Below are 18,445 nucleotides of genomic sequence, written 5' to 3' on the forward strand. Positions count from 1 at the left end.
CGAGTTGTTAAACCAATCGGATTTCAAAATTACAATCTTATTTCCTTAAACCCCAAATTTCATGGATGGGATCGCCTTTACTGGACAAGCCGGAATGTTGCCAGTGGCCATCAACTAATTCATAATCAAATTGTAAACTATTGCCCACCCGCGAGACATCTCGTGAAAAGAATTCGATGGTTTCTGTATAAACTCCAGCCTCAGTGGTATAAGTGCCACCACCCGTACCCATAAATTCTTTGCTGTCCGTATGATAGGCAATCCATTGAAAGCGCGTACCCGATAGAATTTTCATGGTTTTACGTGAGCCACTGGTATCACGGATTTGATTTTTGCCATCTACGACCCGTCCAGACATGAGATAAGCGCCTTGTAACTGGCCCGGGGTTCCTGAGTCAATCCGCTTAAACTGTAATGCCTCATTGACCGTTAAGCTGTGGTCATCAACGCTTACCTTTGTATGGACGTCGGTGCCGATCTGCCTTGGTGTTTCGGTATCAAATTCGAGATGTTGGGTCAGAACGCCATCTTGTAAATGCCAAGACCCGCCACTGGATTTTACAAAGGCTCCGCTGGACTTGCCATAAATTGTGTTTGAAAAATAACCATCTGTAAAAATCAGCACTTGTTTGGTATGTTCGCCGTTAGTGGCTGAGGAAGTGTGTTCCCAAGCACCAATAAGGCTTTGTGCTTGCATCCCTAAGACGAGGAGGTTACAGCAGAGGAGTGTCAGTAGGTGTTTCATGATATTGGTATTTAGTCCTATCAAAAATAATGAAAACCTGGCATATCCTAAGCGTTCTGGGTATTTACCTCTACGTAAGACAGTTTGAGTAAAGAGACAAAGTGTCAAATCAACGGGGGGAACGTTGGGGTTTGAAGAAAATTCCGTAAATTACTAAGAACTGAAAAACAGAAATATCATGACGATTATAAACAACATTTTGGCGTTTTTTAAGAAGCCCCAAAGCGAAACAAAAGATGAAGCTCCTGAAGGTGTTTGTGCCTTATGCTGGGGCTTTCAGGAATATGACGGAAAACTGCGCAAGTTATTTAAGGATAAGCAGGTAGATGTGAATAATCACAAAGATTCGTTTATGTTGGTTCAAAGATTTGTACGCGAGCATGTAGATGGCTACCATATTAAAGAAGGCCTGGTACATGTTTGTCCTAATTGTAGCGCCTTAGAGGACGATAAGGAGAAGATTACAAAGTTTGATCCCGCCGCCTTGGAGGAGTCTTAGGGGGTTATAGGGATCAGGAACTTTGGCCAAATTTTTAATATTTACTATTATTATTGTCCGATAAAGAATCAACATCGCTGCGCTGTTAGAATAAGAATAAAGACTTGTTTGCAACTAACTGACAAACAACGATCATTTAAAATAAAATTCACATTCCCTCTCGGTAGAAACAGTTTCTAAAATGCAAGGTCTCATTTCGGAAATCTTCTAATGTCTTTTGCTTTAAATGAGTTTGTTAATTTATTATTTATTTTTATCGGGCACTTATCATTTACTATTTAAAAAGGCGAATGAAATTTTTATGAACGATTATCCTTCCAGTTTTTATAATCCTCAATATCCTTCGACAACAGTCGGAGGCAAAATGCAAATACGGCTGCATCATCGATCAATCCAACTACAGGAATAAAATCCGGGATGGCGTCAATAGGGGATAATATGTAGGCCAAAGCAGCGCCAATGGAAACAATGCTCAGCCACGGAATTTGCGTATAAATACCTTTGGAGTAATCTCTGATTAAGGAAAACAAGAGCTTGAAATCTTCCCAATAGTGTAAAAGATTTTTGTTGTTTTTAAATTTTGTCTTCAGCTCATCATCTTTTTTTAAAATTTGATTCAAATCTTCCTTAGAGAATTTTTTCGCTGCTTTTTGATGCTCTTGTTCTGCTTGTTGTTTGGTGAATTTCATAGCTATGACTAATTGGGTTATAAAGATATAAAACTTATCATCTCTTTTTTAAATGATAATTTTTTTTTGCTAAAACTTGTATGGTTTTCTACTAGCGTTTAGTTAAGCCCAAACTTTGACTTAAACATGAGGCAGAAAAAATGGGTATTTTTATGAAATACTATAGCCTTTAATGGGAATAAGATTTCAAAAATTCCATGGTTTACAGGTTATGGTAACGCTAATGAAACTTGCCTTAATTTTCAAGTTTAAGTTGTAAGTAGTTACATATATGTGTCTCATGGTTAAATTCTCCTTAAGATTAAAGCGCTTTCACTATAAAATTTTTTAGTTGCTTTTTTAGTTGCATTCCAAGGACTATTGATTGTGCGCAACATATCATAAAGCTCTTAATTGTGGCAATTTCGTAACCAATATTTGTAAGTACTAATAATAAACTTTTGTTTTTATGCTGCGATTATCCTCGTGATCTGCGGGATAACCTTTCATATGCTCATGGTTATGTTTCCCGCTGATTTCGCAGATATTCACTGATTTTTAGGCGGATGACAAAAAACAGATATACAATAAGGAATACCTTTACATTTAAAGAATCGAGAGCTTTGTTATTGTTAATAGATATCTCGAAACAAAATGCCCATTAACTAATGTTAAATTCTTTTTCACTTTCAAATTAAATAGCAACATTTGTCTTTAATTACCCCCTTACTATATGCCGCTAAAACTGAAGTCTATTTTTACCCTCTTTCTCCTTACTTGTACACTGTCTTCTAGCGTAGCGCAGGGCATGCTAAGCCCAAAGGCTTCAGAATTAAAAATACAGCAGTTGGCAGTCGCGCCTGAACAATTCAACCCTAACTTCACATCAGAAGTGGCTGAAAAAGCAATGCCTCTAAGCACGTCATTTATAGAAAAAGCACCTGAAGTAGGGTTTCCAGAAATGGTATCTGAATTTATAGCGAGTCCGTATGTGATGCGCGAATTCCGAGCTGCTTGGGTGGCCACCGTGGCCAATATCAATTGGCCGAGTAGAAACGGATTGTCCACACAAGAACAACAGAAAGAAGCTCTTTCACTATTGGATTTTTTAAAAGCGCATAATTACAATGCGGTAATTTTTCAGGCACGTCCGCAAGCGGATGCCCTTTACGACAGTCAGTTAGAACCTTGGTCTTACTTTTTGTCTGGGGAAGTGGGCAAAGCCCCATCGCCTTACTATGATCCTTTGCAATTTTGGATCGACGCCGCCCACGAGCGCGGCATGGAGCTGCACGTTTGGCTAAATCCTTACCGCGCACACCACGGTACGGGTGGGGCAGTGGTGCCAAAATCATTGGTGAGGACGAATCCTGATATCATGGTGTCCTTACGCAACGGCATGTGGTGGATGGATCCTTCCAAACAAGCCACGCAAGACCATTCCTCCGCAGTAGTAATGGATATCGTAAAACGATATAATATTGACGGGATTCATTTTGACGATTATTTTTACCCTTATGCGTCCTATAACGGTGGACAGGATTTTCCCGATGCTGATAGTTACCAGATTTATTTAAAAAGTGGCGGAAAACTGACCAGGCCCGATTGGCGAAGAGCGGAGGTTAATAAATTTGTGAAACGCATTTATCACGAAATAAAAGCGGAGAAACCAGAGGTGAAATTTGGGATCAGTCCGTTTGGAATTTGGAGACCAGGATATCCACACTCTATTAAAGGTTTGGATCAGTATAATGAGCTCTATGCCGATGCCAAGCTTTGGCTGAACGAAGGATGGATTGATTATTTTACACCGCAATTGTATTGGGAGATTAATAAGGTAGGCCAGAGTTTTCCGCTCTTATTGGATTGGTGGGAAAAGGAAAACACCCAGAACCGTCATTTATGGCCTGGGATTCGGATTGATTATGGTCGAAATGCCGCCAACGTTACGGAAACCATGAATCAGATCGATTTGACCCGAAAAATGGTTTCTGAGAGTAAAGGCACGGCGCATTGGAGTATAGGGTCCTTGTTAAAAGATCCAATGTTGACTAAAGCCTTAGTGGAAGGTCCCTACAAAAATCAGGCTTTGGTGCCCGCAAGTCCGTGGCTTAATGCCACACCGCCCAAAGCGCCTGTGGTGGAGACAAGATTTGCGGATCATAAGATCACCATTTCTTGGAGTCATGATGCCTCAGATACGATTTTAAATTGGGTAGTGTTTTATAAATACGCCGAAACTTGGGAGTACATTATTTTAGACCGCACAAAGAAATCGCTGGAAATGTCCTTGTACAATGGGACTTCGGAAAATAGCAAACCGTTAACTAATATTGGTGTGACGGCGGTGGACAAAACTGGCAACCAGAGCAGTTTTAATACGATGGTGGTGGGAGAGCTCTTGTTTTGGGGAGCTGATTGAAAAAATAGTGTTGGGGTGGTGTTTTAAGGGTTTTGACTGTGCTTAGTAAGACCATGGCGCTTCCGCCTAAATATAGCAATTAGGGCTATCAAAGGGCTTCGACTGCGCTCAGCCTGACAGTAATGTTCAGTCTGATGTAGGGCTTCGACTGCGCTCAGCCTGACAAGCAGTGTTCAGCCTGATAAAGGGCTTCGACTGCGCTCAGCCTGACAGTAGTGTTCAGTCTGATGTAGGGCTTCGACTGCGCTCAGCCTGACAGTAGTGTTCAGTCTGATAAAGGGCTTCGACTGCGCTCAGCCTGACAACTGTGCTCAGCTTGACAATAGCGCTCAGCGTGACAGTAGAGCTCGGCCTGACAATAATATTCAACCTGATACTTACCTCATTTTATTTTGATTTGTAGAGATCGGGGGTTACGGAAATGGCTGTGGCAAACTCGCCATTTTTATCGTAGTACTTGTACTCCATGGTGATGTTATGATCGCGATAGATCTTTAAATCGGGGTGGGTTTTTATATTCTCAATAAGGTCAGGTTTGATGTATTTGTTGATCGTGTCCACATTGACTTCTGATTTATCGATATCGATTAACGTGTAGTAATACATAAAATTAGTGGTGCCTTTGCTGGCCGCACTATCTAATCTTACAAATTGATCCACTTGTAGCGGTGCCTGTTTGTTTAATTGAACTGCAGCTTCTTTTAATTCAGCTTCCAAATCCGGTTTAAAAAATTGTTGCACGGCATAATAGGAGATGGCAAACGCAATAAGTCCTACGACGATTCCCACGACTTTCCCTTTAGATTTTTGTTTTTCTGGTTCCATTTATAATATTTAATGTGACGGGCTTTAGGAATGCTAAATTAAAGGAAATGTTTATTGGTCCTTACATAGTTTTCCTTTTATTATTTGCTCCTGGTCCTGATCACTTAGGGATGATTTAAAATAGAAACACGGTCCCTCAATGGTTTCAAGGCTTACTAAAAATCCATTGTTCTGATTGATGGCTTTTTGATAATCGCTCAATACCATCTGCTTCCTATCGTAGATGAGGCGGTACGTACAAGCATCAATCCATTCGATAGTTGCGTAGGCGGTTTTATTAAAATCTGCGCCTAAGAGATTGTTGGGATCCTCAACCGTTTCAATTTGTTGGGTTCCGGTTCTGGTTATCGTATAGGAGAGCAGCGTTTCGTCATCCGCAGGAACATAGAAACTGCCCTCCCTAAAATCGGCACAGGTCAGTTGTTGAGCGGATGCGGACAAACCAATGAGCATGGTCATTAAACATACGATTAGTATTGATTTTATTTTGATCATTGGAAGAAAGGAAAATTGTTAAGTTTGTTGCATCAGGTTAGCAAGGGCATCGCATTATATCAGTGATCTGTCGGAAAATTTCTTATCCAATTTTAAACCCTTGTGTCAATCCTGAAGTCGCCGTCGTGGTTATCGATTTATAATGGCCAGCGTTGCTTCTCATCATTCTAATTTAAAATGTTCAGTTTCCTTTTTTTTATAGCACTTCAATGCTTTGTTTGTGTTCCGGTGGACTTATGATACGGTCCCGAATCGTTGTATAGCGCCATTCGTTTTTCACTCTATCCGCCATTAGGTCCATCTTCGCTTTTCCCTTACTGCCGGTAATCCGAATGGTGGAGTTCACCGTTTGGCCATCAGTGCTATATTGAATTTGGCCTTCTAAAATAGCGAATGTATCAATGGGCTCAATATCGCCCAGCACCTTAGTAACCGCAGTATTTATTTTGACTTGGTTTAAAGCATCGTCATAAAGTTCCGGATCAGTATAGGCTCGGGTCACATCAGATCCAATTGCGCCCAATCGCAAGACAGGACCATCCCAATCACAAGACATAAAATCCCAAGCGAAGGTAAAAACCAGCGCTTATGCCGTTGCCACCAATTTTTGTGCGTGATTAAGTCGTTGTTCATGTTTTAAAATTTAATAGAGCATCAACTGGGTTCGAACCTTGATTGGGTATGACTTGCGTCAAAAGTACAATTGAACACGATCAAAAGAAATACATGGCAGAAGGTGCTTTGCACCTTTTTAATTTATGAACAGTTCACGATCAGCTCATGCTAATCTAGATAAAATTTTCTACTGTTTATAAACATTTAAAGTACTATTTATATATCCGTTTTTTTATACGAGTAAAAAATCTGCAAATATCTGCGACATCAGCGGGAAACCAAACCATGAACATGTGAAAGGGTATCCCGCAGATCACGAGCATCACCGCAGAATAGAAGTAAATGTTTGGTAATTATTGTCTAGCTATATAAGCTACCATAATGTCACAAAAAAGCGCTTTATGACATGTTGTGGACCATCAAAAAATACTAAAAGGATTGGAGAATTTGTTGTCCGATAAAGAATTAAGATCGCTGCGTTGTTAGTCGCGATAGGTGTCGGGACAAGAAAGAATAAAGACTTGCTTGCAACTCACTGACAAACAACGATCATTTCAACTGAAATCATCCAAGCACTCTTGGTAGCAAAAGATTATAAGAAGTAAGGTGACATTTCGAAAATCTCCTAAGGTCTCTTGATCCAAAGTGAGTTTATTAATTACTGTATATTTTTACCGGACACTAATGAAAATTATTATAGTCCTAAAAATAGTCGTCGTTGGACCACTATCTTCATATTGCAAGTATAAACTGCTTCCTTAATATGCTAACAAAGAAAAGTGTCCCTTTAAAACAATTGTGTTTAAAAAGGACACTTTTTATGAGTATTACATTATGAGATATTGTGCTTAATGATCACAATTTACCATCCAATTGATGCCAAATTTATCGGTACATCTCCCAAAGTGGCCCCATTCGCGTTCTCTAAAATTGTGGTGAACTTGACCACCTTGAGATAGTTTTTCAAAGAGTTGTTTCGCTTCATCTACTTTATCAACATCAACACTCATGTGGATTTGGTTGCCGTGATTTATTGGGGTATCTGGTGAGGCATCATAAGCCATAAAATTGACGCCTTTCCCTTTAAGTTCGGCATGCTGTAATTTGTTGCGGTATGAGCCGGGCACGTCTATTTTTTTATCTTCATAAGTCTGACGGTTCTGAACTTTAGCGTCGAAAAGTTCTGAATAAAATGATAACGCTTCTTGACAATTGCCGTTAAAGGCAAGATATGCTTGTACATTCATAATTTTAAGTTTCTTCTAAAGTAGTGACTAATCAGGGGAGCCTTTAACCCAATACCCTTAAGTTTTAGTGCAAATAATAAGGCTTAGCGTAATAGGTGTTTAGGTTACCCCAGTGAAACTTCAATCCATTACGAGTTGCCACTTCTTATTCAATAGTTTATAAGCGCAAGTTAACCTACTGATGGCCGTTAAAAGTGCGCCTTAAATAGACAGCTGTTTTACTTTCTTTATTTTTAGCGACTGCTTCTGGAATGCCTTCAGTCACTATTTTTCCACCTTCGTCCCCGGCACCAGGTCCGATATCGATAACCCAATCACTTCCTGCAACCACCTGCATATCATGTTCTACAACGATTACCGTATTGCCAGCGTCTACTAATTTCGCTAACTGCAATTGTAATTTTTCCACATCCGTAGGATGTAATCCTGTAGTGGGCTCGTCTAAAATATAGAGCGTCTTGCCACGACTCATACGTTGCAGCTCCGTAGCAAGTTTAATACGTTGCGCTTCCCCACCGGAGAGTTCAGTGGCGGGTTGGCCTAAACGCAAATAGCCCAAACCGACTTCTTGTAAAACGTTGAGAGATCGCAACACGCGGTCTTCTTTTTCAAAAAAATCAGCCGCTTCATTGACGGTCATTTTTAGAACTTGCGCAATGTTTTTATCATGATAAGTCACCTCTAAAGTTTGAGCGTTGTAGCGTGTGCCACTACAAACTGGACAAGGGGCATAAACACTTGGTAAAAACAACAGTTCGACCATTACAAAACCTTCGCCTTCACAATTAGGACATCTGCCTTTACCAACATTAAAAGAAAACCGCCCGGCTGTATAACGACGTGATTTGGAAAGTTCTGTCGCTGCAAATAGTTTCCGCACCACATCAAACAATCCGGTGTAGGTTGCTAGGTTGGAACGTGGCGTCCTACCGATCGGTTTCTGATTGACGACCACCATCCGTTTAATATGTTCTGCGCCGTCAGTGATGCCGCCGGTTAAAGTGGCTACGGTATCTTGTTGTAAGGCATCTTCAAACTGATCTTCAGAAGGCGTGGTGTTGCCAAGGAAATCGGACATTAATTCAACCAACACTTGACTTACCAAACTACTTTTTCCCGAACCTGAAACGCCCGTAACACTGGTCAACACGCCCAAAGGAAATGACACGTCAAGATGTGTTAAATTATTTCTGCTAACATCTTTTAAGGTTAGCCAACCAAAAGGTTGACGCGGTGTCGGTTTTATAAAAGGCTGATCGTTAAAAAGATGTGCTCGAGTTTTAGAACGTTCAATGTTTTTTAAGCCTTCTGGCGGTCCGCTATATAAAATTTCACCACCGCCTTCACCGGCATCAGGACCAACATCAACAATCCATTCCGCATGACGGATGACATCCAACTCGTGTTCTACCACAAAAAGCGAATTCCCACAAGCTTTCAGTCCGTCTAGCGCTTTTAAAAGGGCTTCGGTATCTGCGGGATGCAAACCTGCTGAAGGTTCGTCCAACACATACACCACCCCAAATAAATTACTGCGTACCTGGGCGGCCAATCGCAAGCGTTGGTGCTCGCCAGGAGATAATGTAGGGGTGCTGCGTTCCAAAGATAAATAGCCCAATCCTAATTCGAGTAACACCGTAACACGCGCTACCAAATCTTCAGCAATCCGTTGCGCCACCAGCACTTTTTCTTGATGGTTTGTAGCTTGTTTTGCTAAGCCCGGTGCAGAACCGTCACTGTAAGGTTTAAAAATTGTTAGCAATTGCTTTAAGGGTAACCTAGACATATCGGCAATATCAAAACCCGCAAAAGTCACCGAAAGTGATTCACGACGTAACCGTTTGCCATGACAGGACGGACAATCACTACTCAGCATGTATTGAGACACCCGTTTTTTCATTAATGTGCTTTGGGTATTTGCAAAAGTGTGCAACACATATCTTTGGGCTCCGGTAAACGTGCCCATATAACTGGGTTCTATCTTTTGTTTTATGGCACGTTGTACCTCCTCACGATCATAGCCAGGATATACGGGGACTTGAGGTTGTTCTTTAGTAAATAAGATCCAGTCGCGATCTTTTTTAGAGAGCTCTTTCCATGGGACATCCACATCATACCCCATAGTGGTCAAAATGTCACGGAGGTTTTGTCCTTGCCATGCGGTCGGCCATGCGGCTATGGCTCTTTCTCTTATGGTTAAGGTATCATCAGGAACCATGCTTTTTTCAGTGACGTCGTAAACTTTTCCAAGACCGTGACATTCTGGGCATGCACCTTCAGGCGTATTGGTGGAGAATGCTTCAGCATACAAAATCGATTGGCCTTTAGGATAATCGCCAGCGCGAGAATAGAGCATGCGTAACAAATTAGACAATGTGGTGACTGACCCCACCGAAGATCGTGTCGTACCTGAGCCTCGTTGCTGCTGCAAGGCTACTGCGGGCGGCAGACCATCAATCTGGTCTACTTCCGGAATAGGCATCTGATGAAAAAGGCGACGGGCATAGGGCGATACAGATTCTAAATAGCGGCGCTGGGCTTCAGCATAAAGCGTCCCAAAGGCAAGTGACGATTTGCCAGAGCCAGAAACACCAGTAAACACCACTAAGGCATCCCGGGGAATATCTAAGGATACATCCTTTAAATTATGTTGTCTTGCGCCGCGTATAGCCACGTAACCTTCTTTTTGCGTCATTGCTTCCTTTAGTTTATTATGGTGGCCTATCGCTCAAAAAACATACCACGAATCCGTTTCTATCCGCTTTATTTAAAAAGGATTTTAAGTTTAGAGGCTACCAGGGAATGGCCAACTTGGATGTCATTAGTTTTTGTAGATGTGGTATAGTGAGATACAGTTTATAGACGACAATGGATAGACCGGTAGATTTTATAAACTCAAATCATAGCTTTAATGCATGCCAATTCTTGTCGCAATTAGCAGAATACATCCTGTAATAATAATGACATATATCCCTTTCAGAAATCCTTTTTCACTCAACATAAGACCACAGATGGCCAGCAGTGCCATAAATCCCGTTTCAATTCTAGTGCAGAGAATGCCGATAATCATCAGGATTAATAACAAGTGCGTCCACGTTTTTTTTGGTTTTAAAAGTAGGGCAGAGGCCACTAACAGTTCCATGGCAATGGTCGTCCACGCAAATACTTGACATATGACGCCAAGATTCGGAACAACATCCCTGAAGGTGATGGTCAGCCCTAGGTTGGGATCCGATTTTTTTAGAGAGGCAAATAGATCATCATTAGAATTTATGATCTCAACGCTTCCGGGAACAACATTCATAAAACTTTGAAATAGAAACCCCCGATTCATCATAAAATAATAAAAATCGCCAGACATAAATTGTGGAGACATTAGTTTTTGCAGCACCGATGCGGCTATAACCAGGACTAAGAGCCACTGGATGTTTATAAAAAGGATGTCTTTGCGTTGGTGATAGTTGTAACTTATGACAGCGCCTACCATCAGCACGAACATAAAATGATGATTGGCAACGGTAAAATAATCGAAATAAAGGTCGATGAGCAATACTGTAAATAATACCAGCCATATGACGGGATGTTTATAGCGATCCTTGTATAAAAACCAACTCAATATGCCGATACAAATGACCGCGACTTTCCATTGCCAATTGTCAACCGCTTTTAGGACACTGTAAATGGTTAACATCACAAGCAGCAATAGGGAGGCCAAGGCCATAGGATGGGTCAATTTATTCTTTATAAAGATCCAATTTTTCAAAAGTCAGTGGCTTTTAGGAAAAGTTCATCCATCAAGACTCTCGTATAACTCTGCTGTTTGAAACGCACTTGAGGTTTCCAAAGTTGAATGTGGATGCTGTCCTTATTCGTAATTTTTAAAATGTGTTCGCCGGCTTCCTGAAGATTGGTTCGGTTAGGCATCAGCTTTACCTTATGTATAGCTTTTTTTATACTTGGATTGTGTTTCTGTAGAGAATCAACCGATACGTTGACAATGTGGACCTGATTGTAAATATAATGTAGTTCAGTATACATGCCATAGCCACCACCTTTCCATTTACTGAGATTTTGAGTATGTGCATTATAAAATTGAATAGCAATCAGGATGACGGCAAGACCCGGAATGCCAAACTTTAGTAAACGTTCTCTAAAAGGGTTAGGCATATGCGTTGTTAAAAAGTTGTCGGATGTTGTAACACACCAAATAATTTCTAAGCGTTTAGCAGTACTTATTGAACCACATCACGCCGTTTGTAGATCGCCTAAGAATGTCATTCCAAATTTAAAGTTGATTCCTAACTTATGCGATGTCCTGCAAAATACCACATTTTATCAAACTTTTTGCGATAGTTAAAATGTAGGTCAGAGGCCAGGCTACCTACAGATAAATCGGCCCTAATTTTAAAGAATGAGGGAATTGCTCTTTGAGTACCGCTATTTATTAAGGAGATTTTTTTGTATGTCTTGAACCATCAACCTTGACTTCAGTTTGACTTCAAAATGTTCCATGGCAATTTTCGAAAGCAGCCTTAGCATTGACGTTTCTTTAGCGGTTATAATTCGTGGTTTCTGATCGATAATACAAAAGGTTCCGAGGTTACATCCTGATGAGGATTTTAAGGGTGCAGCGGCATAAAATTGCAAACCTAATACCCCAGCCACCAATGGGTTTGCTAATGTTCTTGGATCAACTCTTGCGTTTTCAACGATATACACATCATCTGACATAATTGCCGAACTGCATAATCCGGGACTCCGCGGGATCTCTTCAACGTCAATTCCGAAAGACGATTTAAACCAAATACGATCGGTGTCTACAAGAGTGATAATCGCTATGGGCACATCAAAAATTTTAGATGCTAAAGACGTCATATCATCATAACTTCCATCAGGAGGCGTATCTAGAATTTCATACTGATGCAAATTTGCGATTCTGGCAATTTCATTTGACTGCTTCATTCATTGAGGATTTGGTACACTTTGTTTTGTTGAAAAAGAATACCTATTGGTCAATACATAGCCTCCTTTTTAGGAAATAAAAATACAAAACCTGATCGAACTATTGGATAAGCTTTAAAAAAAATTTCTACAAGTTTGTACGATATGACAAGTTCTTATAACGCTAATGTATATCACACATCAATCTTGATAATACTTAAAGCGGACAACTGATACTGTTTTTTAGAATTCTGCTGAGTTGTGAGGAATCACTTCCATGCCGTAGGCTGCCTAATGATGTATTATAGATCGTTGCGTGAGCCTGATTACTAAATCATTTAGACGTCGCCACTGATACTCAGTTTATGAATTTATAATATCTGCCAATGGCATCAGCTTCATTAGTATATAGGCTAGCAAAACGGTGGTTATCGCCAGGATGACATTTGCTGTAACATTTTTGAATTTATACCGCAAGGAGCGGAAGAGATACACACAGAAAAGTGCTATCACTAAGAGTATTAGAATAACGTAGATCGTGGCTACTATAATATAGGTGTCGTAAATGGCAATGGTGGTCGTGGCGTCCGATTGAAATCCTTCAGTACCAAATAAGACAAGATATAGCAGTATTACAACCGAGAGTGTTCCGATAAACCAATAGAGTTCTGTTCTTTTCATATGTAATAGTAATGGACTGTTAGTGTTTTGCCGATTTCAATTTTTAGAATGCACATGAGTTACTTACGCATGTTACTAAAGTCCATGGGGTTTATGCGGTAAATAAATATTCCATCAGCCTTACATTGTTTTCCGTCTAAATAATTAAACTGTTCAATTTATTTTTTTTGCAGTACTTCAATGGTTTGATTGTGTTCTGTTGGACTCACGATACGAACCCTGATCGTTTTATAATTCCATTCGTTTTGCACTCTATCCGCGCTGATGTCTAATTTCGCTTTTCCTTTAGACCCGTTAATCCGAACGGTGGAATTCACCGTTTGATCATCATTAGTGTATTGTATTTGACCTTCTAAAATCGCAAATTTATCAATGGGAGCGATAGTGCCTAGCAGCTTGGTAACCTCAGGATGTAATTTGACTTGGGTTAAGGCATCCTCATAAAGTGCCGGATCTGTATAGGCTCTGGTCACATCAGAACCAATGGCCCCAAGTCCAGAAGAGATCAGCAGCCCAATCACTAGACATACAATCCCGAGCGTGGGCACAAACCAGCGCTTATGCCGCTGCCACCAATTTTTGTTTGTGATCAAGTCGTTATTCATATAGGGAAATTAAATATGGAGATCGTATCCATTGGGTTGGCAGATGTACTGGGTATGATTAGCGTTTAAAATGCATTTGAATATTATCAAAAGAAAACCATAGCACAACGGGATTTGGACATTTTTAATTTAGGACTAGTTTGAGATCAGAAGATGCTAATCTAGATAAAATATATTAGTGTGGAACCATTTAAAATTCAAAAAGGACTAGAGACTTCTAGAACTAAATTTTTTTAAGAGTGCTGACTACCAATAATTAGCACTGGTAAGTGCGGGCATTTTAAAATAGAACAAGGGACGTTCGGGTAGGCTAACAGTCATTTTGCTGGATTAGTTTCGGAGGTCTCGGATTGTGGTGCTCTCACGTATATAGGCTTGTTAACCAAGATCGTTCCGTTTGGTTGGCGTCTGAAGAGTATGTTATAGGAAAGGATACTTATCGCAATTGCGGTGTCTAAATTCAGTAAAACCGCTTGTGGTCCAATTAAATTACCTTAAATTGAATGGCGGTTGAGCAACAGAGCGCAGTGTCCCATCTGAAAATAGCAACACATACATCTGAAACCTTATCAAGACTTACAGATGAACTCTTTAAAACTAATTACCATGAACCATCACAACTTTAAAAATTTAACGGCGGTATTTGTCAACTGTACCTTAAAGAAATCTCCAGAAAAAAGTCATACGGATACGCTTTTTCAAGTCTCCAAAGCCATTATGGAAAAAGAAGAGGTCAGCGTAAAAAACATTCGGTTTATAGATCATGAAGTCGCTACGGGTATTCAGCCGGATATGACAGCACACGGTTGGGAAACAGATGATTGGCCGGAACTTTTTAAAATGATTTTTGCTGCCGATATTTTAATCATAGGCACTCCCATTTGGCTCGGCGAAAAATCGTCTATCGCCCAGAAATTTATTGAACGTCTGTATGCCATGAGCGGAAAGACCAACGCTAAAGGGCAGTATCTTTTTTACGGAAAAGTTGGCGGAACGCTCATCACCGGGAATGAAGACGGCATCAAACATTGTGCAATGGGTATTTTATACGCGCTACAACATATTGGGTATTCAATTCCCCCTCAGGCAGACGCGGGGTGGATTGGCGCAGTGGGTCCGGGACCAAGTTATGGAGATACCCAATGGCAGGGCCAAACGATTTCGCCACCTCTTGGCACGGATTCAGATTTCACGAATCGGAATACCACTTTTATGACTTATAATCTGCTGCATCTGGCCGCCACACTGAAGGCGCAGGATGGGTATCCAAAGTATGGAAATTCTATAGACGACTGGGATGAGGGTACCCGGTGGAATTTTGAGAACCCGGAATACCGATAAACAAGGGCCAGTCGATTCCTAATTTATAACGTAATAAAGTGCTGGACTTTTGTTGTTGTAGATATTAATTGTGTAGGAGAGGTTGAAAAGGAATAAAAAATGAGCGTCTAACATCTTATTCCACGAGTATTCTATACACACCCGTTTGTGGGTCCAATTCAAAATCTGAATTGGTGATGTTAATGTCTTTAAATTCTGTAAAACTACAACAGTCTTCTTTTTTCCTTTCGGCATCGACATAAAAGTTGAAGACAGGAGTATTTCCCAAATCAATCTGCAAGCGAATAGTTTCTGTTTGAAATCCGATGCCATTGATCTGGATGAGATTTATTTCATTTTCAGAAATAAATTTAAATTCTGCCGGGCTGTTATTTAACATATTGGTGATTTTAATCTGATTTTGGTTGAAAGTGCCGTTGCTGAATACATTTTCTCTACTACTCTTGTCCACAAGTTCAAATCTAAAATTTTCTGGGGGCGTAAAGCAATCGCCGCAGTCATCAGAATTGCAACTTTGGAAAAATACTACCAATAGGATTAAGGCTAAATTAAGTTTTTTCATTTTCTTCTGTAGGTATTATATGGAGTTCTCGTTGGAGTTTTCAATACGCCGTCTGTGATAGTTTATTTGGCCAAGATGATACGCCAAATGCGTCGCCAAATGAACCAAAAGGAATTCCGTGGACACTATTTTTGAAAACTTTAAAATAGGATACTCCTTTTTCAATGCTTCGTCTGACATCGGAAAAAGAGAGGCTTTAATCATTTCTATAGTTTCAATAATGCTCCTGATCAAATTTTGTCTTGAGACATTTTGTTGAGTGAATTCGAGTTCTCGATTTCTAATATAATTTGTTTTTCCAATTTCCTTACCAATAAAGGTGTGTAAGTTACCAATGATATGTAGCGTTAAGTTACCGGCCGAATTGGATATGTTTTTCTCTACTCGCCAGATATGAGATTCATTTTTGTAAAGCTTTAACTCAGTGATTACTTTGTTTAAATCTCTTTCAAATAGGGTGATTAATTCGTCTTTTGTCATGCATTTAAAAGGTTTCTATGGACGGTCTCCACTTAAAAATTGGGCATTAAGTTTATACTGATGTTCTGCTTTCATTTATCTCAGCTTAGCTCAAGGATCTGAAGTTTAAAGATAATCCTAATCGTGTGTCGTTGTATCGATAATTTTCATTTTTCGCCAGAGGTTTTAGAGGGGTCACATTTATATAGACCAGTTACAATCATTTTAAGGAATCCATTGACAAGCTTTACCAAGGTTTTTCAGAAAGAAAGCGACTCTGAAACGACTCTAAAAATGGGAAGATGAAATTAGTGTCATGTCCTATAAAGACTTTTTATTCTGTATAATCTTGCCGAACGGATTTTGGTTAAAAAAGATGGCAATGAGCAACACTGGAGTACAATTTTGGTAAATCCATACAATAAAATTATTCAAAAAAGGAAAGATTAAGGCAGATGACTTTATGTTACACATGTTTAAACGGCACAGGTGGCTGTTGTTGGATACGACTATAGGAAGACCGGATGTTGGGTGTGGCCACGATCATTTTTATAGTCTCGCCCGTTTCCGGAATTGTACTGTGGTTTTCCAAAAGAGTCAAATGGAACACCTTAAAACAAGAGGACTAGATTAAAACCAAGGCCAATTAGAAGCGCGTTTATCATGATTTACATAATATTTTGGGTATTTACGCTTGCATTTTTTTGCTGGTAAGGGCCATTTTAGGGTGATGCTGGTCTTTTGAACCGTTTAATTGCAACCAGTATGACAGTAACAGGAACCCTCATTTGGCTCCACATGTTGAAATAAAAGAGAAAAAAGAGACCCTAAAAACTATAGCGCATGCCATAAATTTATAGCCTACAAAATGCATGGCCTACAAGTGATAAGTGTTTTAGACAGCGTGCACCTTGCGGTTCAAATTAAGCGGGGTTGTCTTCAGTATCGCATTTGAAATTGGATTAATTTTGAAATTACAAGATGTCACCTGAGGCAACCTAAATCTGGTAATTGGAGGAGCGATTTAAAAATAATGGACCGCCAACGCAGCATATTTTTTCATAACTTTAAGGCTCTGTTTTTAGGTGAGGTCAATCAATTATGGGTAATATTATAAGCTATATTCTAATTTTATTTTTAATTCTACTGATTCGGTACTTCTCAACGGCAGGCCTTTTCTACCTCTATTATCTTAAAATAAAAGAGAGTCCTAATTCCGAGGACATATTGAGCCAACGGCCGTTAAAAAAAGATCAGATCCGGAAGGAAATGTATTGGAGCGTCCTGTCTTCTGCCATTTTTGCCGTGTTTGGCGCACTGGTGTATTGGCTGTGGTTGCACAATCTTACCGCCATTTATTTAGATCCTTTAACCTACGGGATTTGGTATCTGCCCATAAGCTTATTCTTAGTTCTCGCAGTGCATGAAACGTATTATTATTGGGTACATAGAGCCATGCATATGAAAAGATTTTATAAAACTGTGCACAAAGTCCATCATCAGAGTCTCAGTACCACCCCGTGGACGGCATTCTCATTCCATCCTTGGGAAAGTATTTTGGAAGCGCTCATCCTTCCCCTAATCCTCTTGATCCTGCCGGTGAACATTTATGTGCTTTTTGTCTATTTGATGTTTATGACCTTCAGCGGTGTGATCAACCATCTGGATATTGAAATTTATCCCGACTTTTTCAGAAAGAGTGCTTTTGGTAAACTATGGATTGATGCCACGCACCATCACTACCATCATAAAGAATTCAACACCAATTATGGGTTATACTTTACCTTTTGGGACCGAATCATGGGTACGGAAAGCACGAAAATGAAATAAAAAATCAGCTGTAGGATGGACTAAAAGACGCGATTTTGAATGGCTGCAAAGACCTAATGTTTATAAGGATTGGTACAATGCATTCCCCTAAAAACTTCAGATGATTTTCAATTTTATTTGCCTAAAATTTTATCGGTCGTGGGTGTTGGGCTTGAAATTCGATGCGAAGGAAATGATGCTCTGGGAGCTTTAATTTTCTAGCAGTCCGTACTGTAAAATATACCAAAGAGTTTTAAAGTATGGCGTTTTTTAGAAAAAAAAGTCAAGATTTCTTCATTTAAAATATGCAGTTAACAATGGTTAAGGAGAAACCGGAGCGACATCTTAATCGGCGGATTATGAAGTCACATTGAAATTCGTTAAACTCAGTGTTTATTAAAGGTTGCCAAGATTATGTAATTTGTTAATGGTGCTCCAAACCGTGTTTAGTTTTGGGTTATTCTTTGTTTATAAAACATCTGAATACATGTATGGAAATTGTAGTGGAATAGCAGTATTTTAAAATGAATT

The 18,445-nt window shown here is 39.8% G+C and carries 18 protein-coding genes; 4 read left to right on the top strand and 14 right to left on the bottom strand.

What is annotated here, in order from left to right; genetic code table 11:
* Window positions 1-37: 37 nt before the first annotated feature.
* Window positions 38-745 (bottom strand): membrane or secreted protein, encoded by a 708-nt coding sequence (locus ES711_RS02200; RefSeq protein ID WP_146889304.1) that lies wholly within the window; start codon window positions 743-745, stop codon window positions 38-40.
* 178 nt (window positions 746-923) lie between these two features.
* On the opposite strand from ES711_RS02200, the gene ES711_RS02205 reads away from it, so the two are divergent.
* On the top strand, window positions 924-1,244 hold the full coding sequence (locus ES711_RS02205; protein ID WP_146889307.1) for a hypothetical protein: 321 nt from the start codon (window positions 924-926) through the stop codon (window positions 1,242-1,244).
* A 299-nt stretch (window positions 1,245-1,543) separates the two neighbouring features.
* Here the strand turns inward: ES711_RS02205 and ES711_RS02210 are convergent, their stop codons facing one another.
* Window positions 1,544-1,933, bottom strand: a complete 390-nt coding sequence (locus ES711_RS02210; RefSeq protein ID WP_146889310.1) for a YkvA family protein — start codon at window positions 1,931-1,933, stop codon at window positions 1,544-1,546.
* 712 nt (window positions 1,934-2,645) lie between these two features.
* Here ES711_RS02210 and ES711_RS02215 point away from each other — a divergent pair.
* On the top strand, window positions 2,646-4,334 hold the full coding sequence (locus ES711_RS02215) for a glycoside hydrolase family 10 protein (RefSeq protein ID WP_246139104.1): 1,689 nt from the start codon (window positions 2,646-2,648) through the stop codon (window positions 4,332-4,334).
* A gap of 387 nt (window positions 4,335-4,721) precedes the next feature.
* Here ES711_RS02215 and ES711_RS02220 read toward each other — a convergent pair whose 3' ends face one another.
* The 10 genes from ES711_RS02220 to ES711_RS02265 all read right to left on the bottom strand — a co-directional run bounded on the left by ES711_RS02220 (window position 4,722) and on the right by ES711_RS02265 (window position 13,743).
* On the bottom strand, window positions 4,722-5,159 hold the full coding sequence (locus ES711_RS02220) for a hypothetical protein (protein WP_146889313.1): 438 nt from the start codon (window positions 5,157-5,159) through the stop codon (window positions 4,722-4,724).
* Between the two features lie 51 nt (window positions 5,160-5,210).
* Window positions 5,211-5,618 carry a hypothetical protein gene (locus ES711_RS02225; protein WP_146889316.1) on the bottom strand — a complete coding sequence of 136 codons (408 nt, stop codon included), beginning with the start codon at window positions 5,616-5,618 and terminating at the stop codon, window positions 5,211-5,213.
* 232 nt (window positions 5,619-5,850) lie between these two features.
* Entirely contained in the window at window positions 5,851-6,210 is a 360-nt protein-coding gene (locus ES711_RS02230; protein WP_146889319.1) for a cytochrome c oxidase assembly factor Coa1 family protein, read from the bottom strand.
* A 907-nt stretch (window positions 6,211-7,117) separates the two neighbouring features.
* Entirely contained in the window at window positions 7,118-7,516 is a 399-nt protein-coding gene (locus ES711_RS02235) for a VOC family protein (protein WP_146889321.1), read from the bottom strand.
* Window positions 7,517-7,691: 175 nt separating this feature from the next.
* A complete protein-coding gene (uvrA, locus tag ES711_RS02240) occupies window positions 7,692-10,211 on the bottom strand; it encodes an excinuclease ABC subunit UvrA (protein ID WP_146889324.1) in 2,520 nt (839 codons plus the stop codon).
* 213 nt (window positions 10,212-10,424) lie between these two features.
* The gene (locus tag ES711_RS02245) at window positions 10,425-11,279 is read right to left on the bottom strand and encodes a hypothetical protein (protein ID WP_146889327.1); all 855 of its coding nucleotides are present in this window, start codon (window positions 11,277-11,279) and stop codon (window positions 10,425-10,427) included.
* The gene (locus ES711_RS02250) at window positions 11,276-11,683 is read right to left on the bottom strand and encodes a hypothetical protein (RefSeq protein ID WP_146889330.1); all 408 of its coding nucleotides are present in this window, start codon (window positions 11,681-11,683) and stop codon (window positions 11,276-11,278) included. The genes ES711_RS02245 and ES711_RS02250 overlap by 4 nt, the downstream gene beginning before the upstream one ends.
* Window positions 11,684-11,953: 270 nt before the next feature.
* Window positions 11,954-12,478, bottom strand: a complete 525-nt coding sequence (locus tag ES711_RS02255; RefSeq protein WP_146889332.1) for a GAF domain-containing protein — start codon at window positions 12,476-12,478, stop codon at window positions 11,954-11,956.
* Between the two features lie 342 nt (window positions 12,479-12,820).
* Complete coding sequence (locus ES711_RS02260) at window positions 12,821-13,138, bottom strand: hypothetical protein (RefSeq protein ID WP_146889335.1); 318 nt, start codon at window positions 13,136-13,138, stop codon at window positions 12,821-12,823.
* A 158-nt stretch (window positions 13,139-13,296) separates the two neighbouring features.
* Window positions 13,297-13,743 carry a cytochrome c oxidase assembly factor Coa1 family protein gene (locus ES711_RS02265; protein ID WP_146889338.1) on the bottom strand — a complete coding sequence of 149 codons (447 nt, stop codon included), beginning with the start codon at window positions 13,741-13,743 and terminating at the stop codon, window positions 13,297-13,299.
* 606 nt (window positions 13,744-14,349) lie between these two features.
* On the opposite strand from ES711_RS02265, the gene ES711_RS02270 reads away from it, so the two are divergent.
* Entirely contained in the window at window positions 14,350-15,084 is a 735-nt protein-coding gene (locus ES711_RS02270; protein WP_146889340.1) for a flavodoxin family protein, read from the top strand.
* A gap of 115 nt (window positions 15,085-15,199) precedes the next feature.
* Here ES711_RS02270 and ES711_RS02275 read toward each other — a convergent pair whose 3' ends face one another.
* A complete protein-coding gene (locus ES711_RS02275; RefSeq protein ID WP_146889343.1) occupies window positions 15,200-15,646 on the bottom strand; it encodes a hypothetical protein in 447 nt (148 codons plus the stop codon).
* 15 nt (window positions 15,647-15,661) lie between these two features.
* Complete coding sequence (locus ES711_RS02280; RefSeq protein ID WP_146889346.1) at window positions 15,662-16,126, bottom strand: DUF1572 family protein; 465 nt, start codon at window positions 16,124-16,126, stop codon at window positions 15,662-15,664.
* Window positions 16,127-17,206: 1,080 nt separating this feature from the next.
* On the opposite strand from ES711_RS02280, the gene ES711_RS02285 reads away from it, so the two are divergent.
* Complete coding sequence (locus ES711_RS02285; protein WP_146889349.1) at window positions 17,207-17,935, top strand: sterol desaturase family protein; 729 nt, start codon at window positions 17,207-17,209, stop codon at window positions 17,933-17,935.
* Window positions 17,936-18,445 lie beyond the last annotated feature (510 nt).

This window comes from Gelidibacter salicanalis (assembly GCF_007997285.1).
Lineage (GTDB): Bacteria > Bacteroidota > Bacteroidia > Flavobacteriales > Flavobacteriaceae > Gelidibacter > Gelidibacter salicanalis.

Excerpts from the sequence above, each read along its gene's own strand:
- ES711_RS02200 (WP_146889304.1), bottom strand. The coding sequence starts at position 745 with ATGAAACACCTACTGACACTCCTCTGCTGTAACCTCCTCGTCTTAGGG.
- ES711_RS02205 (WP_146889307.1), top strand. The coding sequence starts at position 924 with ATGACGATTATAAACAACATTTTGGCGTTTTTTAAGAAGCCCCAAAGC.
- ES711_RS02210 (WP_146889310.1), bottom strand. The coding sequence starts at position 1,933 with ATGAAATTCACCAAACAACAAGCAGAACAAGAGCATCAAAAAGCAGCG.
- ES711_RS02215 (WP_246139104.1), top strand. The coding sequence starts at position 2,646 with ATGCCGCTAAAACTGAAGTCTATTTTTACCCTCTTTCTCCTTACTTGT.
- ES711_RS02220 (WP_146889313.1), bottom strand. The coding sequence starts at position 5,159 with ATGGAACCAGAAAAACAAAAATCTAAAGGGAAAGTCGTGGGAATCGTC.
- ES711_RS02225 (WP_146889316.1), bottom strand. The coding sequence starts at position 5,618 with ATGACCATGCTCATTGGTTTGTCCGCATCCGCTCAACAACTGACCTGT.
- ES711_RS02230 (WP_146889319.1), bottom strand. The coding sequence starts at position 6,210 with ATGTCTTGTGATTGGGATGGTCCTGTCTTGCGATTGGGCGCAATTGGA.
- ES711_RS02235 (WP_146889321.1), bottom strand. The coding sequence starts at position 7,516 with ATGAATGTACAAGCATATCTTGCCTTTAACGGCAATTGTCAAGAAGCG.
- uvrA (WP_146889324.1), bottom strand. The coding sequence starts at position 10,211 with ATGACGCAAAAAGAAGGTTACGTGGCTATACGCGGCGCAAGACAACAT.
- ES711_RS02250 (WP_146889330.1), bottom strand. The coding sequence starts at position 11,683 with ATGCCTAACCCTTTTAGAGAACGTTTACTAAAGTTTGGCATTCCGGGT.
- ES711_RS02255 (WP_146889332.1), bottom strand. The coding sequence starts at position 12,478 with ATGAAGCAGTCAAATGAAATTGCCAGAATCGCAAATTTGCATCAGTAT.
- ES711_RS02260 (WP_146889335.1), bottom strand. The coding sequence starts at position 13,138 with ATGAAAAGAACAGAACTCTATTGGTTTATCGGAACACTCTCGGTTGTA.
- ES711_RS02265 (WP_146889338.1), bottom strand. The coding sequence starts at position 13,743 with ATGAATAACGACTTGATCACAAACAAAAATTGGTGGCAGCGGCATAAG.
- ES711_RS02270 (WP_146889340.1), top strand. The coding sequence starts at position 14,350 with ATGAACCATCACAACTTTAAAAATTTAACGGCGGTATTTGTCAACTGT.
- ES711_RS02275 (WP_146889343.1), bottom strand. The coding sequence starts at position 15,646 with ATGAAAAAACTTAATTTAGCCTTAATCCTATTGGTAGTATTTTTCCAA.
- ES711_RS02280 (WP_146889346.1), bottom strand. The coding sequence starts at position 16,126 with ATGACAAAAGACGAATTAATCACCCTATTTGAAAGAGATTTAAACAAA.
- ES711_RS02285 (WP_146889349.1), top strand. The coding sequence starts at position 17,207 with ATGGGTAATATTATAAGCTATATTCTAATTTTATTTTTAATTCTACTG.